Source organism: Arthrobacter sp. Helios (assembly GCF_023167125.1).
Classification (GTDB): Bacteria; Actinomycetota; Actinomycetes; order Actinomycetales; family Micrococcaceae; genus Arthrobacter_B; species Arthrobacter_B luteolus.
Window position 1 is genome coordinate 2,685,676 of the sequence record NZ_CP095402.1, and the last position, 21,339, is coordinate 2,707,014.

At 64.3% G+C, this 21,339-nt stretch carries 21 protein-coding genes; 8 read left to right on the plus strand and 13 right to left on the minus strand.

The features are described from left to right. Positions 1-43: 43 nt before the first annotated feature. From panD to ArtHe_RS12180, 6 genes are all read left to right on the plus strand, one after another. Positions 44-463, plus strand: a complete 420-nt coding sequence (gene panD / locus ArtHe_RS12155) for an aspartate 1-decarboxylase (protein WP_248317154.1) — start codon at positions 44-46, stop codon at positions 461-463. Positions 464-700: 237 nt separating this feature from the next. After that, complete coding sequence (locus ArtHe_RS12160) at positions 701-1,987, plus strand: extracellular solute-binding protein (protein WP_248317159.1); 1,287 nt, start codon at positions 701-703, stop codon at positions 1,985-1,987. Then, positions 1,984-2,949 carry a sugar ABC transporter permease gene (locus ArtHe_RS12165; protein WP_248317165.1) on the plus strand — a complete coding sequence of 322 codons (966 nt, stop codon included), beginning with the start codon at positions 1,984-1,986 and terminating at the stop codon, positions 2,947-2,949. The genes ArtHe_RS12160 and ArtHe_RS12165 overlap by 4 nt, the downstream gene beginning before the upstream one ends. Then, positions 2,950-3,792, plus strand: a complete 843-nt coding sequence (locus tag ArtHe_RS12170; protein ID WP_248317167.1) for a carbohydrate ABC transporter permease — start codon at positions 2,950-2,952, stop codon at positions 3,790-3,792. 36 nt (positions 3,793-3,828) lie between these two features. Further along, positions 3,829-5,106: a sn-glycerol-3-phosphate ABC transporter ATP-binding protein UgpC gene (ugpC, locus tag ArtHe_RS12175; RefSeq protein ID WP_248317169.1), complete on the plus strand. Its 1,278-nt coding sequence runs from the start codon at positions 3,829-3,831 to the stop codon at positions 5,104-5,106. Between the two features lie 91 nt (positions 5,107-5,197). Continuing rightward, on the plus strand, positions 5,198-6,181 hold the full coding sequence (locus ArtHe_RS12180) for a hypothetical protein (protein ID WP_248317175.1): 984 nt from the start codon (positions 5,198-5,200) through the stop codon (positions 6,179-6,181). A gap of 95 nt (positions 6,182-6,276) precedes the next feature. Here the strand turns inward: ArtHe_RS12180 and ArtHe_RS12185 are convergent, their stop codons facing one another. The 10 genes from ArtHe_RS12185 to ArtHe_RS12230 all read right to left on the minus strand — a co-directional run bounded on the left by ArtHe_RS12185 (position 6,277) and on the right by ArtHe_RS12230 (position 16,498). Further along, positions 6,277-8,187 (minus strand): NHL domain-containing thioredoxin family protein, encoded by a 1,911-nt coding sequence (locus ArtHe_RS12185; protein ID WP_248317184.1) that lies wholly within the window; start codon positions 8,185-8,187, stop codon positions 6,277-6,279. Then, entirely contained in the window at positions 8,184-10,217 is a 2,034-nt protein-coding gene (locus tag ArtHe_RS12190) for a cytochrome c oxidase assembly protein (RefSeq protein WP_248319788.1), read from the minus strand. Before ArtHe_RS12190 ends, ArtHe_RS12185 begins: the two co-directional genes overlap by 4 nt. Before the next feature lie 259 nt (positions 10,218-10,476). Continuing rightward, positions 10,477-10,761, minus strand: coding sequence for an HU family DNA-binding protein (locus ArtHe_RS12195; protein ID WP_066296719.1), 285 nt, complete (start codon positions 10,759-10,761; stop codon positions 10,477-10,479). A gap of 236 nt (positions 10,762-10,997) precedes the next feature. Further along, complete coding sequence (rpsN, locus tag ArtHe_RS12200) at positions 10,998-11,303, minus strand: 30S ribosomal protein S14 (RefSeq protein ID WP_055239038.1); 306 nt, start codon at positions 11,301-11,303, stop codon at positions 10,998-11,000. Positions 11,304-11,305: 2 nt separating this feature from the next. Further along, positions 11,306-11,473 (minus strand): 50S ribosomal protein L33, encoded by a 168-nt coding sequence (rpmG, locus tag ArtHe_RS12205; RefSeq protein ID WP_013602737.1) that lies wholly within the window; start codon positions 11,471-11,473, stop codon positions 11,306-11,308. Then, entirely contained in the window at positions 11,473-11,709 is a 237-nt protein-coding gene (rpmB, locus tag ArtHe_RS12210; RefSeq protein ID WP_066296721.1) for a 50S ribosomal protein L28, read from the minus strand. The genes rpmG and rpmB overlap by 1 nt, the downstream gene beginning before the upstream one ends. Positions 11,710-12,075: 366 nt before the next feature. Next, complete coding sequence (locus tag ArtHe_RS12215) at positions 12,076-13,218, minus strand: sugar phosphate nucleotidyltransferase (RefSeq protein ID WP_066296725.1); 1,143 nt, start codon at positions 13,216-13,218, stop codon at positions 12,076-12,078. Then, entirely contained in the window at positions 13,219-13,725 is a 507-nt protein-coding gene (locus ArtHe_RS12220) for a MarR family transcriptional regulator (RefSeq protein ID WP_248317186.1), read from the minus strand. Positions 13,726-13,880: 155 nt separating this feature from the next. Further along, the gene (locus ArtHe_RS12225; RefSeq protein ID WP_066296729.1) at positions 13,881-15,485 is read right to left on the minus strand and encodes an MFS transporter; all 1,605 of its coding nucleotides are present in this window, start codon (positions 15,483-15,485) and stop codon (positions 13,881-13,883) included. A gap of 239 nt (positions 15,486-15,724) precedes the next feature. Next, on the minus strand, positions 15,725-16,498 hold the full coding sequence (locus ArtHe_RS12230) for an SGNH/GDSL hydrolase family protein (RefSeq protein ID WP_248317188.1): 774 nt from the start codon (positions 16,496-16,498) through the stop codon (positions 15,725-15,727). 97 nt (positions 16,499-16,595) lie between these two features. Between ArtHe_RS12230 and ArtHe_RS12235 the strand changes: the two genes are divergently transcribed. Continuing rightward, complete coding sequence (locus tag ArtHe_RS12235) at positions 16,596-17,585, plus strand: diacylglycerol kinase family protein (RefSeq protein ID WP_248317189.1); 990 nt, start codon at positions 16,596-16,598, stop codon at positions 17,583-17,585. Positions 17,586-17,657: 72 nt separating this feature from the next. Here the strand turns inward: ArtHe_RS12235 and ArtHe_RS12240 are convergent, their stop codons facing one another. From ArtHe_RS12240 to ArtHe_RS12250, 3 genes are all read right to left on the minus strand, one after another. Next, positions 17,658-18,569: a M23 family metallopeptidase gene (locus ArtHe_RS12240; protein ID WP_248317191.1), complete on the minus strand. Its 912-nt coding sequence runs from the start codon at positions 18,567-18,569 to the stop codon at positions 17,658-17,660. Positions 18,570-18,867: 298 nt separating this feature from the next. Next, the gene (locus ArtHe_RS12245; RefSeq protein ID WP_248317193.1) at positions 18,868-19,734 is read right to left on the minus strand and encodes an alpha/beta hydrolase; all 867 of its coding nucleotides are present in this window, start codon (positions 19,732-19,734) and stop codon (positions 18,868-18,870) included. After that, positions 19,727-20,758 carry an NADP-dependent oxidoreductase gene (locus ArtHe_RS12250; protein ID WP_248317194.1) on the minus strand — a complete coding sequence of 344 codons (1,032 nt, stop codon included), beginning with the start codon at positions 20,756-20,758 and terminating at the stop codon, positions 19,727-19,729. The genes ArtHe_RS12245 and ArtHe_RS12250 overlap by 8 nt, the downstream gene beginning before the upstream one ends. Before the next feature lie 126 nt (positions 20,759-20,884). On the opposite strand from ArtHe_RS12250, the gene ArtHe_RS12255 reads away from it, so the two are divergent. Beyond that, on the plus strand, positions 20,885-21,298 hold the full coding sequence (locus ArtHe_RS12255; protein ID WP_083521399.1) for a helix-turn-helix domain-containing protein: 414 nt from the start codon (positions 20,885-20,887) through the stop codon (positions 21,296-21,298). Positions 21,299-21,339: the final 41 nt, after the last annotated feature.

Here is a 21,339-nt window from a genome sequence, read left to right on the forward strand (position 1 = left end):
GGCCGCTCCGCCGGCATTCGTTCAGGCGTACACTTGTACAGCCATGAACCGCAAAATGTTTAAGTCCAAGATCCACCGTGCCACCGTCACGCATTCCAATCTCCACTACGTGGGCTCCGTGACCGTGGACCTGGACCTCCTCGATACCGCCGACATCCTTCCCGGAGAACTGGTCGCGATCGTCGACGTGGATAACGGTTCCCGGCTGGAGACCTACACCATCGCGGGAGAGCGCGGGAGCGGCGTGATCGGCATCAACGGTGCCGCTGCCCACCTGGTGAACATCGGCGATACCGTCATCCTGATTACCTACGCCGACATGAGCACCGAAGAAGCACGGGCCTTCATCCCCACCGTGGTGCATGTCGATGCGGAGAACCGCATCCTCGCCATGGGCACGGACCCCGCGGAAGCCCTCACTCCCGGGACCGAGCGCCCACCGCTGGCCACGCCTGCCGGCTGAGGACCACCTTGCATACCCCGGTTCTGCCCCGGGGATATACCGCTGACTGCGGCTGCCACCTGTGGTTACACGTGTTTCCCATGTGAACTGTGGCGCAATAGGGCGTAAAGGCATAGGGTCGGTCGAAAGGTTGCTGAGGATTGCAGCCTTTCGCGGAAAATCACTCAGTCCGTGCCTACGACGAGGTGGAGGCATACACCAATGCCAAAAGACGCTACACATCACGGCAGACCCTGGATGAGGAAGTCTGCAGCCGCGGGGTTCGCCCTCGCAGTAGGTGCCACCCTGCTGGCCGGCTGCAGTTCCGATGCGGGCTCCGCACCTACCCTGACCTGGTACATCAACCCCGACGACGGCGGCCAGGCCGAACTCGCCAAGCGGTGCACGGACCAGTCCGGTGGCGCCTACACCATCGAAACGTCGCTGCTCCCGAACGACGCTGCGTCACAGCGTGAACAGCTCGCCCGGCGCCTGGCCGCCGGCGACACGACCATGGACATCATGAGCCTGGACCCGCCGAATGTCCCGGAGTACGCCGAGCCCGGCTACCTGGCGCCCATTCCGGAAGATGTCCTCGAACGCACCACGCAGAACGTGGTGGAAGGCGCCCTGACGGGAGCCACTTGGAAGGGCGAAGTGGTGGCGGTCCCGTTCTGGGCCAACACACAGATCCTCTGGTACCGGAAGTCAGTGGCTGAAGCCGCCGGTCTGGACATGACCCAGCCTGTCACCTGGGACCAGCTCATCAACGCCGTCCGGGAACAGGGCAAGTACCTCAGCGTGCAGGGCGCCCGGGCCGAGTCGATGACCGTCTGGGTCAACGCACTGATCGAATCGGCCGGCGGACAGATCGTGGAGAACCCTGATGCTCCCGCCGACGAAATCGAGCTGGGAATTGATTCCGAAGCCGGGAACAAAGCCGCCGAGATTGTCTCCACTATCGGCAAGGACGGGCTGGGCGGACCCGGCTTGCCCACGCAGACGGAAAACTTCTCCATGATCCAGTTCCAGGGCGAGAAGGGCGCGTTTATGGTGAACTACCCCTTTGTCTGGCCCGCAACCAATGCGGCTGTCACGGAGGGCACACTGCCGCAGTCGCTCGTGGACGACATTGGCTGGGCCCTCTATCCACAGGTCAACGAGGGCGAGGAGACCGCTCCCCCGCTGGGTGGAATCGACCTCGCCGTCGGGTCCAAGAGCAAGCACCCGGATCTCGCCTACGAGGCCATCGAGTGCATCGTCAGTCCGGAAAATCAGGCCTACTACTTCCAGACCAACGGCAACCCGCCGTCGAATACCGAGGCGTACAACGATCCCACGGCACTGGAGACCTTCCCGATGGCCGGCACCATCCAGGAATCCCTCCAGCTAGCCAAGCCCCGTCCCCAGACGCCGTACTACAACGAAATCTCCACCGGCATCCAGCAGACCTGGACGCCGCCGTCGGACGTCAACCCGGACACAACCCCCGCCACTAGCCAGGAGTTCATTCTTGCGGTCCTGAAGGGAGAGAGGCTGCTATGAGTACGTCCGTCGAGACACGTGCCGCCGCCGAGGGCGGCAGCCCGAAACCGCCCCGGCAAAAACTCAGCGACCGCGCACGCAGCGAACGCCGGCTCGGGTTCTGGCTGGCCGGCCCCGCCTTCATCATCATGCTGGCGGTCACTGCCTACCCGATTCTCCTGGCCTTCTACGACTCCCTATTCAAATACCGGCTCACTGCACCGGATGACCGCACATTCGTGTTCTTCGGCAACTACATCACCGTCCTGACGGATTCCGTGTGGTGGCGGGACCTGGGCGTTACGCTGCTGATCACCGTGGTCACCGTGGTCATTGAGCTTGTCCTTGGCTTCATCCTGGCCATGATCATGAACAGTGCGCTGAAGTCCATCCGCGGCTGGCTCCGCACTGCCATCCTGGTGCCCTACGGCATCATCACCGTGGTCTCGGCGTTCGCCTGGTTCTACGCTTTTGACATCAACTCCGGCTACGTCAACCACTGGTTCGACTGGGTGCCGGGAATCAGCCCCGATCTGAACTGGTTCGCCGATTTCGGCACGGCCATCACCGTGATCATGGCTTCGGAAATCTGGAAGACCACCCCGTTCATCTCCTTGCTGCTGCTGGCGGGCCTGGCACAGGTTCCGGGCGAACTGACTGAAGCCGCAGAGGTCGACGGCGCCACCTGGTGGCAGCGCTTCTCCCGGGTGATCGTGCCGAACATGAAAGCCGCCATCATGGTTGCCGTGCTGTTCCGGGCGCTGGACGCGTTCCGCATCTTCGACAACGTCTACATCATGACCAAGGGCGCTTACGGTACGGAAACACTCTCCCTGCTGGCCTACCGCACATCGATTACCCGGTTGGAGATCGGTATGGGGTCCGCCATCTCCGTCCTGCTCTTCCTGTGCGTGATCATCATCTGTTTCATTGCGATCAAACTCTTCAAGGTGGACCTGACCGGCGCACGAGGGGGCAATTAAATGAAGTCGTCACCGATCCGCAGACGCCTCACCTGGACGATCATCTCCATCCTGGTCGTTATCTACGCGCTCTTTCCGGTCGCCTCCATCTTCGCGACCTCGTTCAAGCTCCCCAGCGACCTAACCTCCGGCACCTTCCTGCCCAGCACCTGGTCCACCGTGAACTACGAACAGATCCTGGTCGGCGACGCCCAGGAACTCTTCCTTTCGGCGTTGCGGAACTCCATCGGAATCGCCCTGATCGCCACCGTGATCGCCGTCGTGCTGGCCACGCTGTGCGCCTACGCGATTGCCCGGCTGGACTTCCCCGGCAAGCGGCTGGTGCTGACGACAGCGCTGGGTGTCTCGATCTTCCCGGTCATCTCCATCGTGACCCCGTTGTTCAACCTCTGGCGGAACATCGGCCTCTACGACACCTGGCTGGGCCTGATCATTCCCTATCTGTCCCTCACACTGCCGATCTCCATCTGGACGCTGGCCGCGTTCTTCCGGCAGATCCCCTGGGAACTGGAACAGGCCGCCCAGGTGGACGGAGCGACCACCTGGCAGGCCTTTCGGAAGGCGATCATTCCGCTCGCCGCCCCCGGAGTCTTTACGACGGCGATCATCGCCTTCTTCATCGCGTGGAACGACTTCGTCTACGGCATATCACTGACATCAACCTCTGCGGCACGCCCGGTTCCGGCAGCGCTGGCATTCTTCACCGGCGCGTCCCAGTTCGAGCAGCCCACGGGAGCAATTTCCGCAGCGGCGATCATTGTGACCATCCCGGTCGTTGTACTGGTGCTGCTGTTCCAGCGGCAGATTGTTTCCGGACTAACCCAGGGCGCCGTCAAGGGCTAGCCCCGGACGCACGGTAAAAGAAAAGGAGCCATGAGCATGGCATCGATTACCCTCAAGAACCTCGTCAAGAAGTACGGCGACGGCTTCCCTGCCGTCAATGACGTCAGCCTGGACATTGCCGACGGCGAGTTCATCATCCTCGTCGGGCCGTCGGGCTGCGGCAAGTCGACCCTGCTGCGGATGATCGTGGGTCTGGAGGACATCACCTCCGGCGACCTCCTGATCAACGGGGAACGGGTGAATGACAAGGCGCCCCGCGACCGCAATCTCGCCATGGTGTTCCAGAACTATGCCCTGTACCCGCACCTGACCGTGTACGAGAACATCGCTTTCCCCCTGCGGTTGAACAAGGGCAAATACTCAGACGAGCAGGTGAAAAAGCTCGTCCGCGAGGCCGCGGACACCCTGGAACTGACAGAGCACCTGGACCGGAAACCCGGCAACCTCTCCGGCGGCCAGCGCCAGCGGGTGGCGATGGGCCGGGCAATCGTCCGCCAGGCCGACGCGTTCCTGTTCGACGAGCCTCTCTCCAACCTGGACGCCAAGCTCCGCGGGCAGATGCGGTCGGAAATCTCGCAGATGCAGCGCCGGCTCGGGGTCACCAGCGTCTACGTCACGCACGACCAGACCGAGGCCATGACGCTCGGGGACCGCGTTGCCGTGCTGAAGAAGGGCATCCTCCAGCAGGTCGCCTCGCCGCGCGAACTCTACGAACAGCCCGTCAACCTCTTCGTGGCCGGCTTCATCGGATCCCCGTCGATGAACTTCCTTCCGGCGACGTTCAAGGACGGAAACATCCTTGAGACGGCCGTCGGAGACATCCGGATCCCCGAGGAAAAGGCAGCCAAGGCCGCAGGGAAGCAGGTTGTCCTGGTGGGTATCCGCCCCGAGTTCTTCGAGGATGCCTCCTTGGTCGAAGAACACAAGAAGCAGCACGGTTCAACGTTCAAGGCCCACATCACACACACCGAGTGGCTCGGCAATGAACAGTACGGCTACATCCACTTCGATCCGACCCCCGAGGTGCGGGAGCTTCTGGACAACCTGGCACGGGACATGGACGCTGAGGAGCTGCGGCCCCAGGTCGTGGTGACGCTCGACGCCGCCAGCCGGGTGCGCGGCGGACGCGAAGCCGAGCTGTGGCTCGATACCCGCAAGATCCATCTCTTCGACCCGGAGAGCGGGGAGAACCTGACCAGGGACCCGGAAGCCGGTGCCGAGCTGACCGAGGAAGCCAATGCCCGCCGGGCCGAGGAAATCGCGATGGCCAAGGAAGAGCTCCAGCAGGCTGCAGCCACCCCGGCCGAGTCCTAGACAACAGCAAAGGCAGTCCAGCGCCCGGCCAGCCGCAGCTCCGCGGCAGGCCGGGTCTGCCCTCTGCGCGCCGTACAGGTAACGTAAGAGCGTGCAGGGAACATCACCGGTAATTAAGGCAGTGGCCATCTGGCTCACCGCCCTCATGCTCACCATCGCGGCCGCCGTCGTCGTGATCTGGCTCGTTAACGCCAAGGCGTACGGCCCTGGCAAGCAGGTGGAGAACTATCTCCAGGCCCTGCAGGACGGCAACGGCGCCCAGGCCCTTGGGCTGCTGAACGCCGAAGTGCCTGAGGCCAATGCCGTCCTGCTGGACGGCGATGCGCTGCGGAACTCAACGGCGGGGCTCGAGGTGCTGGATATCGCGGAAGTCGAGACAGCCGTCGATGACCGGACGGATGTAGTGGTCAGCTACCGGCTGGACGATACCGAGGAGAAATCCACGTTCCAGCTGGAGAAGACCGGTACCCGCTGGATGTTCTTCGACCAGTGGTCCTTCCGGCCAACCACGCTCCCCGGGGTCCGGGTCAGCGCGGCGAACCAGAACGAGGCCGAGCTGAACGGTGCCCGGGTCGCCTTGCCCGAGGGCAGCAACACCTTCGCAGCGTTCTACCCATCCCGGGTCGCCGCGTCCTTCACCAGCGGCTATTTCGAAGCTCCGGAGCAGACCGGGGTACTGGCTGCCCCGTCAGGGTCGCTGGACCTGACGCTCCGCAGCCAGGCAACCCCGGAGCTGGTTGAAGCCGTTGACGCGCGGGTGCACGAGTTCCTGGACAGCTGTGCCGGCGAGCAGAACCGGCTGGCCCCTGCCGGGTGCCCGTTCTACCACCTGACCAATAACCGGGTGGAGCCGCCCATCACCTGGGAAATCACGAAGTACCCCACCGTGGAGATTTCTCCCGCCGACGGCCACTGGGTGCTGGCTCCGCTGCAGGGCACGGCGCGGGTCACCGCAACCCAGACGGACCTGTTCTCCGGCGCCCAGAGCCCGCTGGTGGAGGAGAAGGAGTTCTCCTTTGGAGCCCGGCTGTCAGTCAATGGCCAGGACATCAGCCTCACGGCCGTTATCGAATAGCTTTCCCACAACGCCGAAAGCGCCGCTTCCAGGACCTGGATTCCAGGGATCGTGGAGGCGGCGCTTTCTGCTGTTCCGGGTGGGCAGGCCCGGGTTTAGTCCAGGCCGCGCAGGTCCAAGGTGAGTTCTGTTTCCCCGCCCGGCTGCACGATCACGGGAATTCCCCAGTCCTGCTGGTAGAGGTGGCAAGCGGCGTGGTCCGGGATCTCACCGCCGGGTTCACCGTCACAGGCCGCGGCGCGGGCCGTGATGTGCAGGACGCCTTCGCTGACGGTGTCGGAGAGCACCAGTTCACGGACCAGGCCGATGGCGGTACCGCCGCCCGAAACCAGCAGTTCCTCCGGCGAAGCGGAGATTTTCAGCTGCGTCGGGTCCCCCCAGCGGTCATCCAGCTTCTGGCCCTTGGGGGCGGAGAAGCGGACGGTCAAGCCCAGCGGTCCTGCCTCAATAGCCGTCTTGGGGCGCTTCGTCTGCCGGGCGCCTTCGTCCACGGACTGGGCTTCCTTCGGGACCGGCAGGCGAACCAGCTGGTGCTTGTTGGCTTCCACCACCACCAGAAGCGGTTCCTCCGCCGTGGTGTCCAGCAGGACCCCGGAGGGCTCTGCCAGGCCTCGGGCCAGAGTGGAGACGGTGCGGGTGGCCGGGTCGTAGCGGCGGACCGCACCGTTGTAGGTGTCCGCGACAGCCACCGAGCCGTCCGGCAGTACCGCAACGCCCAGCGGGTGCTGCAGCCGGGCCTCGGCGGCGTCGCCATCGCGGAAGCCGAAGTCGAACAGCCCCGCACCGATCGCGGTTTCCACGGTCACGGCAGCCCGGTCACCCGAAGTGTCGAACGTGAGTTTGCGCAGGGCGGAGGTTTCCGAGTCCGCCACCCAGATGGCGCCGTCGGCGTCCTGGGCCAGGCCGGAAGACTGTGCGAACCATGCGGCGTCGCCGTCCCCGTCAAGGAGTCCTTCCAGGCCGGTGCCGGCGAGGATGCTCAGGGCACCGGTGGCAGGGTCGAAGCCGAAGATCTGGTGGGTGCCGGCCATCGCGACGACGGCCTTGCCCAGAGCCGTGGACCAGAGGACGTCCCACGGCGAGGACAGCGAGGTGCCCAGCGGGTCGGTGCCCAGTTCGGTGGGCTGTTCCGCGGGCTGGTTCTCTGCGTCCAGCAAACGCTGAACCCCGTTGCCCGCCACCGTGGTGACGGCACCGGTAGCCAGGTTCACGCCCCGGAGCCGGTGGTTCACGGTGTCCGCCACGATCACGTCGTAGTCCAGGGTTTCCGCGACGGCAGCAGGCAGCACGGCCAGGCCCTGCGGTTCGTTGAACCGTGCGGTCCCGGCGTCGCCGTCCCGCCATCCTTTGGTGCCTTCGCCGATGACGCGGCGGACGGTTCTAAGGTCTGCTTCGAGTTCCACCAGCCGGTGGTGTCCGGTGTCCGTCACGAGGAAGGTGCCCTCCGGAAGGGCTACTGCCTTGCCGGGGAACCGCAGGTCGCCAGAAGTTGCTTCGGCCGGAACGTACGGGCCGTCGCCGCGGTGCAGGGTTCCTTTCGCCTCGTGTTCGGCAATGAGCTCGGCCACCAGCGACTCCAGGCCGGCTGCGTGGCCTTCTCCGGAGAGATGAGCCACGATGTAGCCTTCCGGGTCAATGACCACAAGGGTCGGCCAGGCACGGGCAGTGTAGGCCTGCCAGGTGGCAAGTTCCGGGTCATCCAGCACCGGGTGCTGGATTTCGTAGCGTTCGACGGCGGCGGCCAGGGCAACCGGGTCGGCTTCATGCTCGAATTTGGGTGAGTGGACGCCCACCGTCACCAGGACGTCGGAGTACTTCGCTTCCAGCGGCCGCAGCTCGTCCAGCACATGCAGGCAGTTGATGCAGCAGAACGTCCAGAAATCCAGGATGACGATCTTCCCGCGGAGGTCTTCCAGCCCCAGTTGTTTCCCGCCTGTGTTGAGCCAGTTGCGGCCCTCAAGCTCGGAAGCCCGGACGCGGTATCCGGCTCGCACCGTTTCAGTCATCGATGTTCTCCTTGGTCTGTCCTTGCATCGCGTTCGGCCAGCTGGGCGAACATATTGTTGTAAGCCGTCAGGTCCGCGTCATTATTCCGTTCCGCGGCCCGGTCCTTGCGTTTGGTTTCACGTGCATCCGAACGTGACCACCCAATGGCGACGCCGATCGCGACCAGGACGGTCGGGATTTCCCCGACGCCCCACATGATGGCGCCGCCCAGCTGCTGGTCGGCCAGGGCGCTCAGGCCCCAGTCGCGGCCCATGTTTCCGAAGTAGGACGCCTGGATCAGCGAGGTCTGTCCCATGACAGCTACGCCGAAGAAGGCGTGGAACGCCATGGTGGCCAGCAGGATCAGCAGCCGGAGCGGGTAGGGCGCGCGGGTGGGCAGCGGATCGATCCCGATCATCGTCAGGACAAAGATGTACCCCGCCAGCAGGAAGTGCAGCACCATCAGCTCGTGGCCCACGTGCTGGCGCAGCGCAAAGCCGAAGGCCTCCGAGTAGTAGAAGATCACGATCGACCCGGCGAAGTTCACGGCGGCGAAAATCGGATGCGTAATGATCTTGGACCAGCGCGAGTGCACTCCGATCAGGATCCATTCGCGCAGGCCCCGGCTGCCGTCCGTGCGGGGAGTCAGCGCCTTCAGCGCCAGGGCGACGGGTCCGCCGAGCACCAGGAAGAGCGGGATGACCATGGAGAGGGACATGTGCCCGAGCATGTGGGTGCTGAACAGCACCATGCCGTAGACCGTCGGAGCTCCGGAGGTGACATAGGTCAAGGCGATGAGGCCAACGAACCAGGAGAGGACCCGGGCGATCGGCCACTTGTCTCCGCGCCGGTAGAGCTTGATCACTCCGAGGACGTACGCCACGGCCAGGGTGACGGCGATGGCGATCCAAAGCCAGTCGGGGCGCCATTCCGTGAGGTAGCGTTCCGGCGTCAGCTCAGGGGGCAGATCGTAGCCGGTGAGGATGCGGGCAGGAGTGGCGTTGGGCGGAAGCTCTTCCGGCCGCGGCGGCGCCGTGCGGGCCAGGGCCGCCGCCACACCGGAGATGGCTGCCATAATCAGCAGTTCCACTCCGACGAACTGCCACAGCACCCGGCGGGCGCTCAGGCTGCCGGCGGTGTCCGCGGGAACGCCCTTGTTCGCACCGGCCCCCGTCGCCTGGACTGGAAGGCGCGGAATAATCCACCGGCGGTGCAGGAAACCAATAATGCCGAGGACGACGGTGGCAGCGACTTTGAAAATCACCAGTCCGCCCCAGCGGGAGTCGAGCTGTTCCAGGGAGGTGATGCGCAGGGATGCGTTGACGATTCCCGACACTGACACCAGGACAAAGCCAAACAGCGCCAGTGCGGAGAAGCGGCGGAGAACGGCGCCGGTCATGTCTCCCAGATGCTTGGCAATCACGGCCAGGACGATGATCCCGCCGATCCACAGGCAGACGCCGAGCAGATGCAGCCCGATCGAGTTAACCGCGGCACTGTGATCGTCCCCGCCGGCGGCGTGTCCCACCAGGGCCATGGGAAGCAGGCCGCCAACCGCCAGCACAGCAGTGAGCGCCAGCCCGGTAAGGGACCGGACGCCGAAGGTGAGGGTCGTGACCACGGCCGCAATGATGCTCACGGCGAGCCACGCGCGGCCGGTGGAGAAATCGGTAAGGAAGGACGCTAGCCCTTCGGTGTAGGACGGGTCCGGGCTTAGCGGCAGCCCGGAGACATCCGAATAGGTGAACAGCAGCACACCGATGGCGGAGATGGTCCAGACGGCGGCGGCACCGGCGGCCAGGGCCATGGTCTGGGTGAAGGCTGGGTGTTCCGGCCGGGCTTCCCGTTCTCCCCTGCCCCGGCGCGGGCCGGCATGTTTAGGCAGGATGACGACGGCGAACACCAGGGCGCCGATCACTGTCGCGACTGCGCCGTTCTGGATGGCCTTGGCTACCGGAAGTCCCCAGCGCGTAAGCGCTCCGGGGTCCGAAAGCTGGGCGGCGGCCGCAGCGCCGGTGAAGAGGAGTGCTGTGACCAGAGCCAGGACCATTACGCCTATCCCTGCGGCCAGCCAGCCGTTTCGAGCGGGGTTGCCGGGCACGGATTCGGAACCGGTGGGACGGCCCGGCAGCGTGTTCTGGGTCTTGGCAGTGTTTGGCACGCTATCTATTCTCTACCCCTTGTAAAAATTGGGCCAATCACCGGCCATATACAGGCCGGCGGTGGTTCAGCCCGCCCGTAGACATCGGTAAAAAACAGGACGGGACCGGCACCTTCCGGCACCGGCCCCGTCCCAGGACTGCGGGGTCTTACTTCTTGGAGACAGCAGCCTTCAGCTTCGAGCCTGCGGTCAGCTTGACGCTGTGGCCGGCCGGAATCTGGATGGTTTCGCCGGTCTGCGGGTTGCGGCCCTGGCGAGCGGCGCGGTCGGTGCGCTCAACAGCAAGCCAGCCCGGGATGGTGATCTTTTCGCCGTTGGCAACGGAGGTTGCGAAGATGTCGAAGACGGCATCGAGCACGCCGTTAACGGCGGTCTGGCTGTTGCCGGACTTTTCTGCGACTGCGGCAACAAGTTCACTGCGGTTCATAGCCAATTTATGTCCTCCTGGACTCTGGTGTTTAGCGCGAGCGGTTCACGGATGCGTAACCGCCTCTGTTCGAAAACTTACCAGCTTGGCGGCCCAAATCGCGCTGAAAACCGCGGGTTTTCGGGGTTTTTTCGGGTTTTTTCCCAAATTTGGGCGGGTTGTACATACCGAGGGCCGCAGGGTACGCAAAAAGGGCGGCAACCTCAAAGGTTGCCGCCCTTTTCAGGCGTGGAAAGCGGTGCTTACCAGCTGGACTTCTTGATGCCGGGCAGTTCGCCGGCGTGTGCCATGTCGCGGAAACGCACACGGGAGATACCGAACTTCTGGAGGGTACCCCGGGGGCGGCCGTCGATCTGGTCACGGTTGCGCAGGCGCACCGGTGAAGCGTTGCGGGGCAGCTTCTGCAGGCCGAGGCGTGCAGCTTCCCGTGCTTCGTCGGTTGCGTTCGGGTCAACCAGGGTCTTCTTCAGTTCGAGGCGCTTCGCAGCGTAGCGCTCAACGACAACCTTGCGCTGCTCGTTGCGGGCAATCTTGGACTTCTTTGCCATTCTTAGCGCTCCTCACGGAATTCGACGTGCTGGCGGATCTTCGGGTCGTACTTCTTCAGGACCATACGGTCCGGGTCGTTACGACGGTTCTTGCGGGTCACGTACGTGTACCCGGTGCCGGCGGTCGACTTAAGCTTGATGATCGGACGTACGTCCTTGTCCTTTGCCACTAGAGCTTCACACCCTTCGCAAGGAGGTCGGTGACGACAGCGTCAATGCCGCGGACGTCGATCGTCTTGATGCCGCGTGCAGAAACCTGCAGCGTCACGTTACGGCGCAGGGACGGAACCCAGTAGCGCTTCTTCTGAATATTCGGGTCGAACCGGCGCTTGTTGCGTCGGTGCGAGTGCGAAATGCTGTGACCAAAGCCGGGAATAGCTCCGGTTACCTGGCAGTAAGCTGCCATGATCTCTCCTCCAGTTGTAGTAAATATGACGGTCCTCAAAAAACAAGCACCAAGGCGATGCCGCCATGGCACCTGCAATAAAGAGCGTCCCGCCACCAGTTTTGACACCGTTATTACTGCGACTTTCCGGAGGTTGACCTGGCGGGGTGAGATCCAGCCGAAGTGCCTCGCCGCGGGGAAGACGGTGAAGTTCAGGTAGTCACGGCAAACTGCTGTGACAGCCTTCAATTCTAGGTTTACACGGGCGGCCACGCAAATGTTCTGCTCCGCACCGGTGAGGAGCGAACCAGATCATAGGCGTGACTTAACGCCTTCCTATCCTAGACGCCCGGCGCGTTTGAGCCAAACCGGGGCGGACGGCGCCGGTTAGGCTGACGGCTTCTCCAGCGCGCCTGTGGCGGTCACCACAGCTATTCCCGTTTCAGGGTCTTCAGCGGCTCCGTCCAGGTCCGTTGCCCCGCCGATCACGGCACCGGAATCCACCACCATGTTCCTCAGCCGTGCGCCGCTGCTGACCCGCACGCCGTCGAGCAGGACGCAGCCGTGCACTTCCGCTCCGGGCTCGATGTCGCAGTCCGGTCCCACCACGCTGCGGGAGACGGCGCCGTCGATCCTGGATCCGGGCGCCAGCAGGCTCGTCTCCACCCGGGCTGCTGCCCCGATGAAGGCCGGCAGCCGGCGGGGAGTTGCCGAAAGAATGGGCCAGGCCGGGTCATCGAACACCATTCCGTGCCCGTCCAGCAGGTCCATGTGCGCCTGGTGGTAGCTCTCCGGCGTCCCCATGTCCCGCCAGTAGCCTTCGAGCCGATGCTCAACGACCTTTTCCCTCTCCACAAAATACGGCAGCAGCTGGTCGCCGTAATCCTCCAGCTGGCCGTCGCGCTCCACGAGCTCATCCAGGCTCGTCAGCAGGGCTCCCGCGTCGTAAAGGAAAATCTCCGCCGTGATGAGGTCCGTCCGGGGTTTCTCCGGCTTGTATTCAAAGCCCGTGACAACGCCGCCGCTGGTTTCGACCACGCCGTGGTCCGAAGGATTGTTGCTGATCCGGTAGGTCACCACGGTCAGGGCAGCTGCGGCCTCGAGATGGGTGGCGATGACATCGCGGTAGTCCAGCCGGTAGAGGTGGTCTGCGCTGAGCACGAGGACCAGGTCCGGATCGTATTCGCGGATGTAGTCCGCCTGCCGGTACAGGGCATCGGCGTTGCCTTGGGCGAACCCCCCGCCTTCGGAGTCCTGGTAGGGCGGCAGCACCCGCAGCCCTCCGTTCGTCCGGTCCAGGTCCCACGGACGCCCACTGACCAGATGGTCATTCAGGGACTTCGGTTCATACTGCTCGACGATCCAGACGTCGCTGAGCCCGGAGTTGTGGAGATTGGAGAGCGGCACATCGATCAGCCGGTAGGACCCGCCCACGGGCATGGCCGGTTTCGCCCGGGTATCGGTCAGGCTTCCCAGCCTGCCTCCGGCTCCTCCGGCGAGAATGATGGTCAGTACCTTCGGCTGGCGCATTCAGGGTCCTTCGGTTGGGGTGCACGGGCGGGCCGAGGCCGGATCAAGCAGGGTCAGGATCTTGCCGCCGATCCGCGCGAGGTCTGCCACATCATCCTCGTCCAGGGCGTCAAAGACGGCGTTGCGGACGGACTCCACGTGCCCCGGCGCCAGTTCCACGAGAGCGGCCATCCCCTCCTCGGTGATCGCCGCCGTCGTCACCCGGGCGTCCTTCGGAGACGGGAACCGGCGCATCCAGCCCCGCTGCTCAAGCTTCTTCACCACATGGGACAAACGGGACAGGGAGGCGTTGGACCGGAGGGCGAGCTCGCTCATCGCCAGCTGCTTCTCCGGGGATTCCGAGGTCATGGCCAGCACGTGGTAGTCGAAGAGCGTGATCCGGGCCCGCTTGAACAGGTCGGCGTCCAAGGTTCCGGGCAGCCGGGTAGCCACGGCATAGAGGGCCAGCCATGCCTGCCGCTCCTCCGGAGTGAGCCAGCGGGCGGGAGCGGACTGCGGTTCGGTCATGGGCGCAATTCTCTCACGGCACTTGAGCCTTCAACGGAATACCCCCGACACACGGCTGGCACCTTCCCCTGGCGGGGAGGGTGCCAGCTGTGTTGTCCCGGGCAGGACACGCCGGCCCGGCGGCGGGGCCTGCACCGGCTGCGGTCCGGGTTGCCCTAGCGGACGGCTTCCGGCTCGCCCTGCGCGGCCTCCGGAGCAGTTCCGGGGGTTCCGGCTGTCTCGAAGGGGAGGGAGTCGACGTCGAGCAGCGGGTTCTCGTCCTGGGTTGCGACGAGCTCGCGGGCTTCTTCCTCGGTGGCCACGCTCGGCATGGAGCCGGGCATGGGGCGGTTGGCTGATTCCTTCATGATTCCGATGGCGACCGCACCGATGAGGGACGTGGCCATCAGGTAGTAGGCGGGCATCATGTCATCACCGGTGAGGGTGATCAGGCCCTGCATGATCAGCGGAGCGGTGCCGCCGAAGATAGCCACGGCGAAGTTATAGGCAATGCCCATCGCCCCGTAGCGGCTGGCCGTGGGGAAGAGCGCCGGCAGCGACGAGGCCAGGTTGGCCACGTAGAAGGTGACCGGGATGGCCAGCAGTGCCAGGCCCAGCAGCGTGGACCAGATGGGCCCCATTCCGATGAGCAGGAAGGACGGGATGGCCAGGACGACAGTGGAGCCGGCACCCATCCACAGGACCGGACGGCGTCCGATCCGGTCCGAAAGCAGGCCGGTCAGCGGGATGCACAGCGCCATGATGACGAGCACCGGGATAGTCAGCAGTGTGCCGTGGAGCGGATCGTACCCCTTCGAGTCGGTGAGGTAGGACGGCATGTAGGAGGTCAGCGCATAGCCCACGGTGTTGGCGGCAGCCACCAGGACCACGGCCAGCACAATCGGGCGCCAGTAAACGCGGAAGATCCCGAAGGTGCCCTGCGCGACGGCGTCCTTGTCTTCTGCACCGGTGCTGCCCGAAGCAGCAGCAGAGGCAGCGGTCTCCTCCTGCGCGTCGAGCGTCGCCTGGAAGGCCGGGGATTCCTCGATCTTCAGCCGGAAGTAAATGGCGATGGCACCCAGCGGGCCCGCGATCAGGAACGGAATGCGCCAGCCCCAGTCCAGCATGGTTTCTTCGCTGAGCGTCATTTGCAGGATGGAGACGGTCAGGGCACCGAGGGCAAATCCCATGTAGCTGCCAAGGTCCAGGATGCTGGCCAGGAAGCCGCGGCGCTTGTCCGGCGCATACTCGGAGACGAAGGTGGTGGCACCGGCGTACTCGCCGCCGGTGGAGAAGCCCTGAATGAGCTTCATGAGGATGAGCAGCACGGGGGCTGCCATGCCGATCTGCGCGTAGCCGGGCAGGAGCCCGATGATGAAGGTCGAAGCCGCCATCATAATCAGGGTGGCGGCCAGGGTCTTCTGGCGTCCAATGCGGTCGCCGATCCGCCCGAAAATCATTCCGCCGAGCGGGCGGGCGATGAACGTGACTGCAAAGACACCCAGGCTGAAGAGCAGCTGCGACGCAGGATCTGCGTCCGAAAGGAACACTGCGCCCATGGTGACGGCCAGGTAGCCGTAGACGCCGATATCGAACCATTCCATGGTGTTGCCGACGACGGTTCCACCGACGGCTTTCTTCATCATCGAATGGTCAACAACGTTGACGTCATCCACCTCGAGGCGGCGCTTGCGCAACGGATTGCGCTTGGGCTTGCGCGGTGACCGGGGTGCCGGTGCGCCGGGCGGTGCTGCGCTGTAATCAGGTGCTTCTTGCTGCATTTTGGCCTTTTCTCTAGAGGTCATCTGCTCAGGACAAAGCATCCATCGCCCAGGAACGGGCCGGGGAGACCATCTATTTTAGAAAATTTCGGCTCAAATACCGAATCCTAAGCGTGCTTATGACGCTTAATGTGAATTGCGTCGTGTTGTCATTCGCTGTAAATCAAGAGAAATGTGACTTAGTTGTGAATTAAGCCACACAGGCGCCGGAACGTGGTTTTTGGGGGTGCTGGAGCCGCTCAATCCTCCGGTTGGAGCCGGACCGGGGACGGGTACCGGGCACTGAGATTGTCTCCCGAGGAGACCCCTCTGAGCCGGCGCCCGACCCACGGGCCGAGGTACTCGCGCGCCCACCGCGCATCCTGCTTCAACCGCTGGATCCGGTCCCGGGCGGGCAGGGTGTCGAGTTCCGGAACATCCAGCGCATCGGTGGCGCGGAGCACCTCCAGGACTTTCTTGGCGGTGAGGATGTGGCCGGCGGGAGACATGTGCAGCCGGTCGACGTCCCAGTACCGCTCATCCTGGAGGACCTTCATCCGCCAATAGTCGACCAGCACCGCGCCTTGTGCATCCGCTGCCTCCCGCACCAGCTCGTTATAGAGGGCGGTACGGCCACGGGTCCTGCCGAAAATCGGAGACTGCCCGGAGTCGAATCCGGTGAACACCAGCACGGCAGCGCCTGCGGACCGCAGCCGGGCAATAGCGCCCTCGTAAGCCTGGACAATCGCATCGATGTCCACTTTTGGCCGCAGGATGTCATTTCCACCGGCGTAGATGCTCACCAGCGTAGGTTCCAGGGCCAGGGCAGGCTCGATCTGCTCATCAATGACCTGGCGCAGCTTCTTCCCCCGGATAGCCAGGTTGGCGTACTCCCAGGAGGAGTCCGCCAGGCTCAGCTGCTCCGCCACCCGGTCCGCCCACCCCCGGACACCGTTGGGCCGGGACGGATCCCAGTCCCCCACGCCTTCGGTAAATGAATCGCCAAGTGCTACATATCGCTGCGTCACAGTCACCTCCACAGCCTACAAGTTGCCTGAGCAAACCAAGACGCCGGCTGCCGGCGGCAGTCTAGACTCAGAGCCGGAACACTCCCATCCAGCGAAGGGCACCATGTCCAGCCAGCCACAGGCTCAGGGCCTCCCAGCAGACGCCGCTCCGGCTCCCCGCCGCGCCGCCGTCGTTATCAATCCCACCAAGAAAACAGACACGGATATCCGTGCGTTGGTGGAAGGTGTCTGCCGCGAAGAGGGCTGGGCGGAACCTCTGTGGCTGGAAACCGAAAAGGAAGATCCCGGCCACGGAATGGCGCGGCAGGCACTCAAGGAGGGGGTCAACGTCGTTATTGCCGCCGGAGGTGACGGCACTGTCCGGTGTGTGGCCGCCGAACTCGCCGGCACGGACACCCCGCTGGGGCTGCTCCCCCTCGGCACCGGCAACCTGCTGGCGCGCAACCTGGACGTCCCGGTCGATGACCCGGCCGGCGCGATCCGCACCGCGCTCACGGGCACCGAGCGCCGGATAGACGTGGTCCACGTCAAGGTGGACGAGGCCGTGGACAGCGATATCTTCCTGGTCATGGCGGGGCTGGGCTACGACGCCGTGATGATGGGCGACACCAACACCGCGCTCAAGGACCGGGTCGGGTGGCTGGCCTACGTGGATGCAGGCATCCGGAACCTCCCCGGGAAACCCGTCAAGACCATGATTTCGATCGACGGCGGCACCCCCTTCCAGCGCCGCCTGCGCAGCGTTATGGGTGGAAACTGCGGCAAGATCATCGGCGGGCTGGAAGTCTTCCCGGGCGCGAAAATCGACGACGGGCTGCTGGACATCATGACAATGGCCCCCAAAGGGGGCCTGGGCTGGCTGTCGGTTGCCGCCGGGCTGCTGCGCCGTGGCAAGGGCCGCGGCACCGCTGTGGAATACTTCCAGTGCCGGAGCGCCGAAATCTGGGCGGACGTGCCGCAGGAATTCGAGATGGACGGCGACCATTTGGGCACAGCGTCCCACATCTCCATGCGCGTGGACCCGCAGGCGCTGCGGATCCGGATGCCTTACGGCAAAAAGGATCCCGCTATCCTGACGAACCCGGAGCCGTAGCCGCGGCGCCGGGCGCGCGGCGGACCGCGCACCCGGCCAGCCGGGTTCAGCTGGTGGTTCGACAGGTGAAGGCTAGAGCCATTCCATCGGATCCACGTACTCGCCGTTGATCAGCACTTCAAAGTGCAGGTGCGGTCCGGTCGAGTTGCCGGTGCTGCCCACAGCGCCGATCACCTGGCCGCCGTCGACCCACTGGCCCGGCTCCACCCAGATGTCGTTGAGGTGGTTGTAGGTGGATTTGGTGCCATTGCCGTGGTCAACGACGATGCGCAGTCCGCCGCCGCCGTTGGTATGCCAGCCTGCCTCGGTGACGGTGCCACCCAGGGTGGACTTCACATGGGTGCCGGTGGCCCCGCGGAAGTCCGTCCCGGTGTGCCATTCCAGGCCGCTGCCGGTCATCGGGTTGATCCGCCAGCCGAACGGCGAGGTGACATAAACGTTGTCCACGGGGGTCACCGGCCCCGCCTCCACGGCGGGCGCGGTGGAACCGACGCCGTCTACGGCCGCCGCGTCGGCGGGCGCTTCTGCGGCAGGGGGCTCTGCAGCCGCAGTTTCCACCACTGGATCTTCCTGCCCCGGGGATGCTGCGAAGGGCTGGGCATCCAGCAGCTGGCGGTCGGCCAGGGTCCGGGGTGCCGCTTCCGCGACGCCAAAAACCATCCCGGACAGCACCAGGGAGGCCCCGGCACCGAGCGCAGCTGTTTTGCGGGCAGGTGTACCCAGCGTTGCGGCCCGGCTCCGGAGTTCCTCCAGCCGCCGGGAGAATTCGGTGCTGCGGCTGTCCCATCGGGGACCGGAATGCTTCCCCCGAGTCCGGTCCTGTGCATCAAAAGTCTGGTGTCCGGCCGTGTTTCCGGCCTTGTTCTTGGTGTTCTTGGTTTGCTCAGTTTGCTCATCTGCCCGATACCGGGCCGCGGTGTCAGTCATGTACCGGCGGACAGAGTCAGCGAGGTTCCTGACGGTCTCGTTGACGTTTACGGTCATTCATCACTCCACTGAATAGACAAAAGTTCGGTCGGTACTGCTTTGCCTCTGGAGGGTGCGCGGAATCAGATAATTCCTAGTGATACTTCAAGGCTAGGCGACGCCGTGTTGACAGTGGAGTGGTTTGTGTGGAAGGAAACAGGGTCGGGTGGGTGGGGACACAGAGGGTCGGGTGGGTGGGAACACAGAGGGTCGGGTGGGTGGGAACACAGAGCGTCGGGTGGGTGGGAACACAGAGCGTCGGGTGGGTGGGAACACACCGCTCTCCCCCCGCCCGCGTGCCGGGGAGTGCCTCCTACTACGCCCCCAGATGTTCCAGGACGATGCTGCTGAATTGTTCGTGGTGCTGGAACACTCCACCGTGACCGGAATTCGGGTAGATCGTGAGTCTGCTGTTGGGGATGCGGCGGTGAAGGCCGGCGGACAGGTCCGAGGGCACCATCCGGTCGTTGTCGCCGTTCGCAACCAACGTGGGTGCGGTGATGAGCGAGAGATTTTGGGGCTCTGCCCGGCCCCATGCCTGGATGGCTTTCAGTTGTGTTCGGAAGGCACGGACCGTGATGGGAGTATCGCGGTCCATGATCCGTTCGCGGAGACGTCCCAGGTAGGCCTTGGCCGCGGTCTTGCCTTCAGCGCCGCGGTTGAAGAACAGGAACTCCTTGGCGTCGGTCCGGGCCAGTGCACCGCGGACCATGTCCCAGTACACATAGGCCGGGCCTGTGGTCCTGTTAATGCCGTGGCCACCAGCGGGGCCGGTTCCGGCCAGCACCAGACGCCGCACCAGGTCTGGCCGATCCAACGCAATCTGCTGTGCGATGAAGCCGCCCATGGAAAATCCTGCGATATCCACGCTCGTGAAACCCATCGCCTCCATGAACCCGACCGCGGCGTCTGCCATAGCCTTGATCGTCCCGCGGACGCTTCCAGTAGAGGCTCCAACGCCGGGCAGATCCACGGCAACGACATGGTGTTTCCGGGCCAGAGCATCGATGACCCGTGGATCCCATTCGTCCAAGGTTGCCCCCAAATGGGCCAGCATCAGCACAGGCGGGCCACCGGGTGATCCCAATTCGCGGTAAGCCAGTATCTCCCCTCCCGCCTCAACGCGCAGGGTCGGCGCTTCGCTCCAGGTCGAGGCCACTGGCTGGCTGCGGGTACTAGGCATCATGGTTTCCGCCCGCCGTGACATCGCTGGGGTTCACACTGACCAGTACCTTGCCACGTGCACCGTGTGACAGGAGCGATTCGAAAGCCTGCGGGGTTTGGTCGAAAGGCAGAACCCGGTCCACGACCGGCCGGATAACGCCGCTGTCGACAAGCTCGGCGATCTTGCGCAGGTGCTCACCGTTGGGCCGGATGAACAGGAAACGGTAGGTGACGCCGAGCCGGCGGGCCCGCCGGCGGGTGGCGGCACTCAAACCCCGGATTGCCAGCTTCACCAGCGGGTTGGCTCCGGCCTGGGTTGCGAAAGCGGGATCCGGAGGCCCGGTAATGCCGATGACGGTACCTCCAGGGCGGAGGACGCCGAGCGACCGCTTCAAGGTTTCGCCGCCCTGCGTATCCAGCACGAGGTCAATGTTCGACAGCTTCTCAGTGAAGTCTTCGGTGCGGTAGTCGATGACGATGTCTGCACCAAGTTCCCGCACGAACTCTGCGTTGGCGCTGTTGACGGTAGTGGCAACAACAGCTCCCAGATGCTTTGCCAGCTGGATCGCCACCGATCCGACTCCGCCGGAGCCTCCGTGGATAAGAACGTTCTGCCCAGACTGCAGCTTGCCCATCTCTACCAGGCCTTGCCAAGCCGTCAGAGCGACCACCGGCAGTGCTGCTGCTTCCACCACGTCCGTGGATTGCGGAATCAGGGCCAGATCGTCCTCCTGTACGGCGACGAATTCTGCAAAGGCTCCCATGCGGGCCTGATCCGGATAGGCGAATACCTGCATGCCGGGTGTGAATTTGGAGGCTTTCGAGCCAAGAGCCACAACTTCCCCGGCAAACTCGCTGCCTAGGACCATGGGCAGCTTGAACGGGAAGATCTGTCTAAATTCACCAGAGCGGAGCCGCTCATCACCGTGATTAATGCCCGCGGCGCGCATCCGCACCAGTACCTCGTGGTCCCCCAGCACCGGTTCAGGCATGCTCACCTGGGTAATGGGTGCTCCGTATTTCTGGAGGACAAACGCCTTCATTCCTGCTCCTGTCATTCCGCGGACCTGGATGATTCTGATCGGCGGCTACCTTGGTGGTTGCATTGTGTTACCGGTTTGACCGTATAAAATCCAGTAACGAAGTGCAACCACTTAGAAGGGGGCCACATGATCACGTCGCCTCGGTCCGACTGCCCGGTCAACCGTGCCCTTGAGATGATCGGTGACCAATGGAGCCTGGTGATCCTGCGGGATATCGCGGCCTACGATCGGCGAAGCTTCCGTGAGCTGTGCACCGCGAATGAAGAAGGGATCAGCGCCCCGGTATTATCGAGGCGGCTTGCCGACCTGACGAGGGCCGGTTTCCTTACTAAGGCCGATACCTCACCCGGGAAGCAGGGCCAGTACTCGTTGACCGAGTTGGGCCTGCAGACGATCCCGCTGATGGTGGAGTTGGCGCGGCTCGGGGTTCTCCTGGACCCCGCGACAGCCCGGAATGCACCGGAGTTTGTGCACCCGTCGGGTGCCGGCGGCCTGGAGTCGGAAATCGGAGAGCTTCGCCGGCGGCATCTGGGCGGCTAAAGGGAACCGGACGGTGGCCTGCCCAGGCACACGTCAGGAAG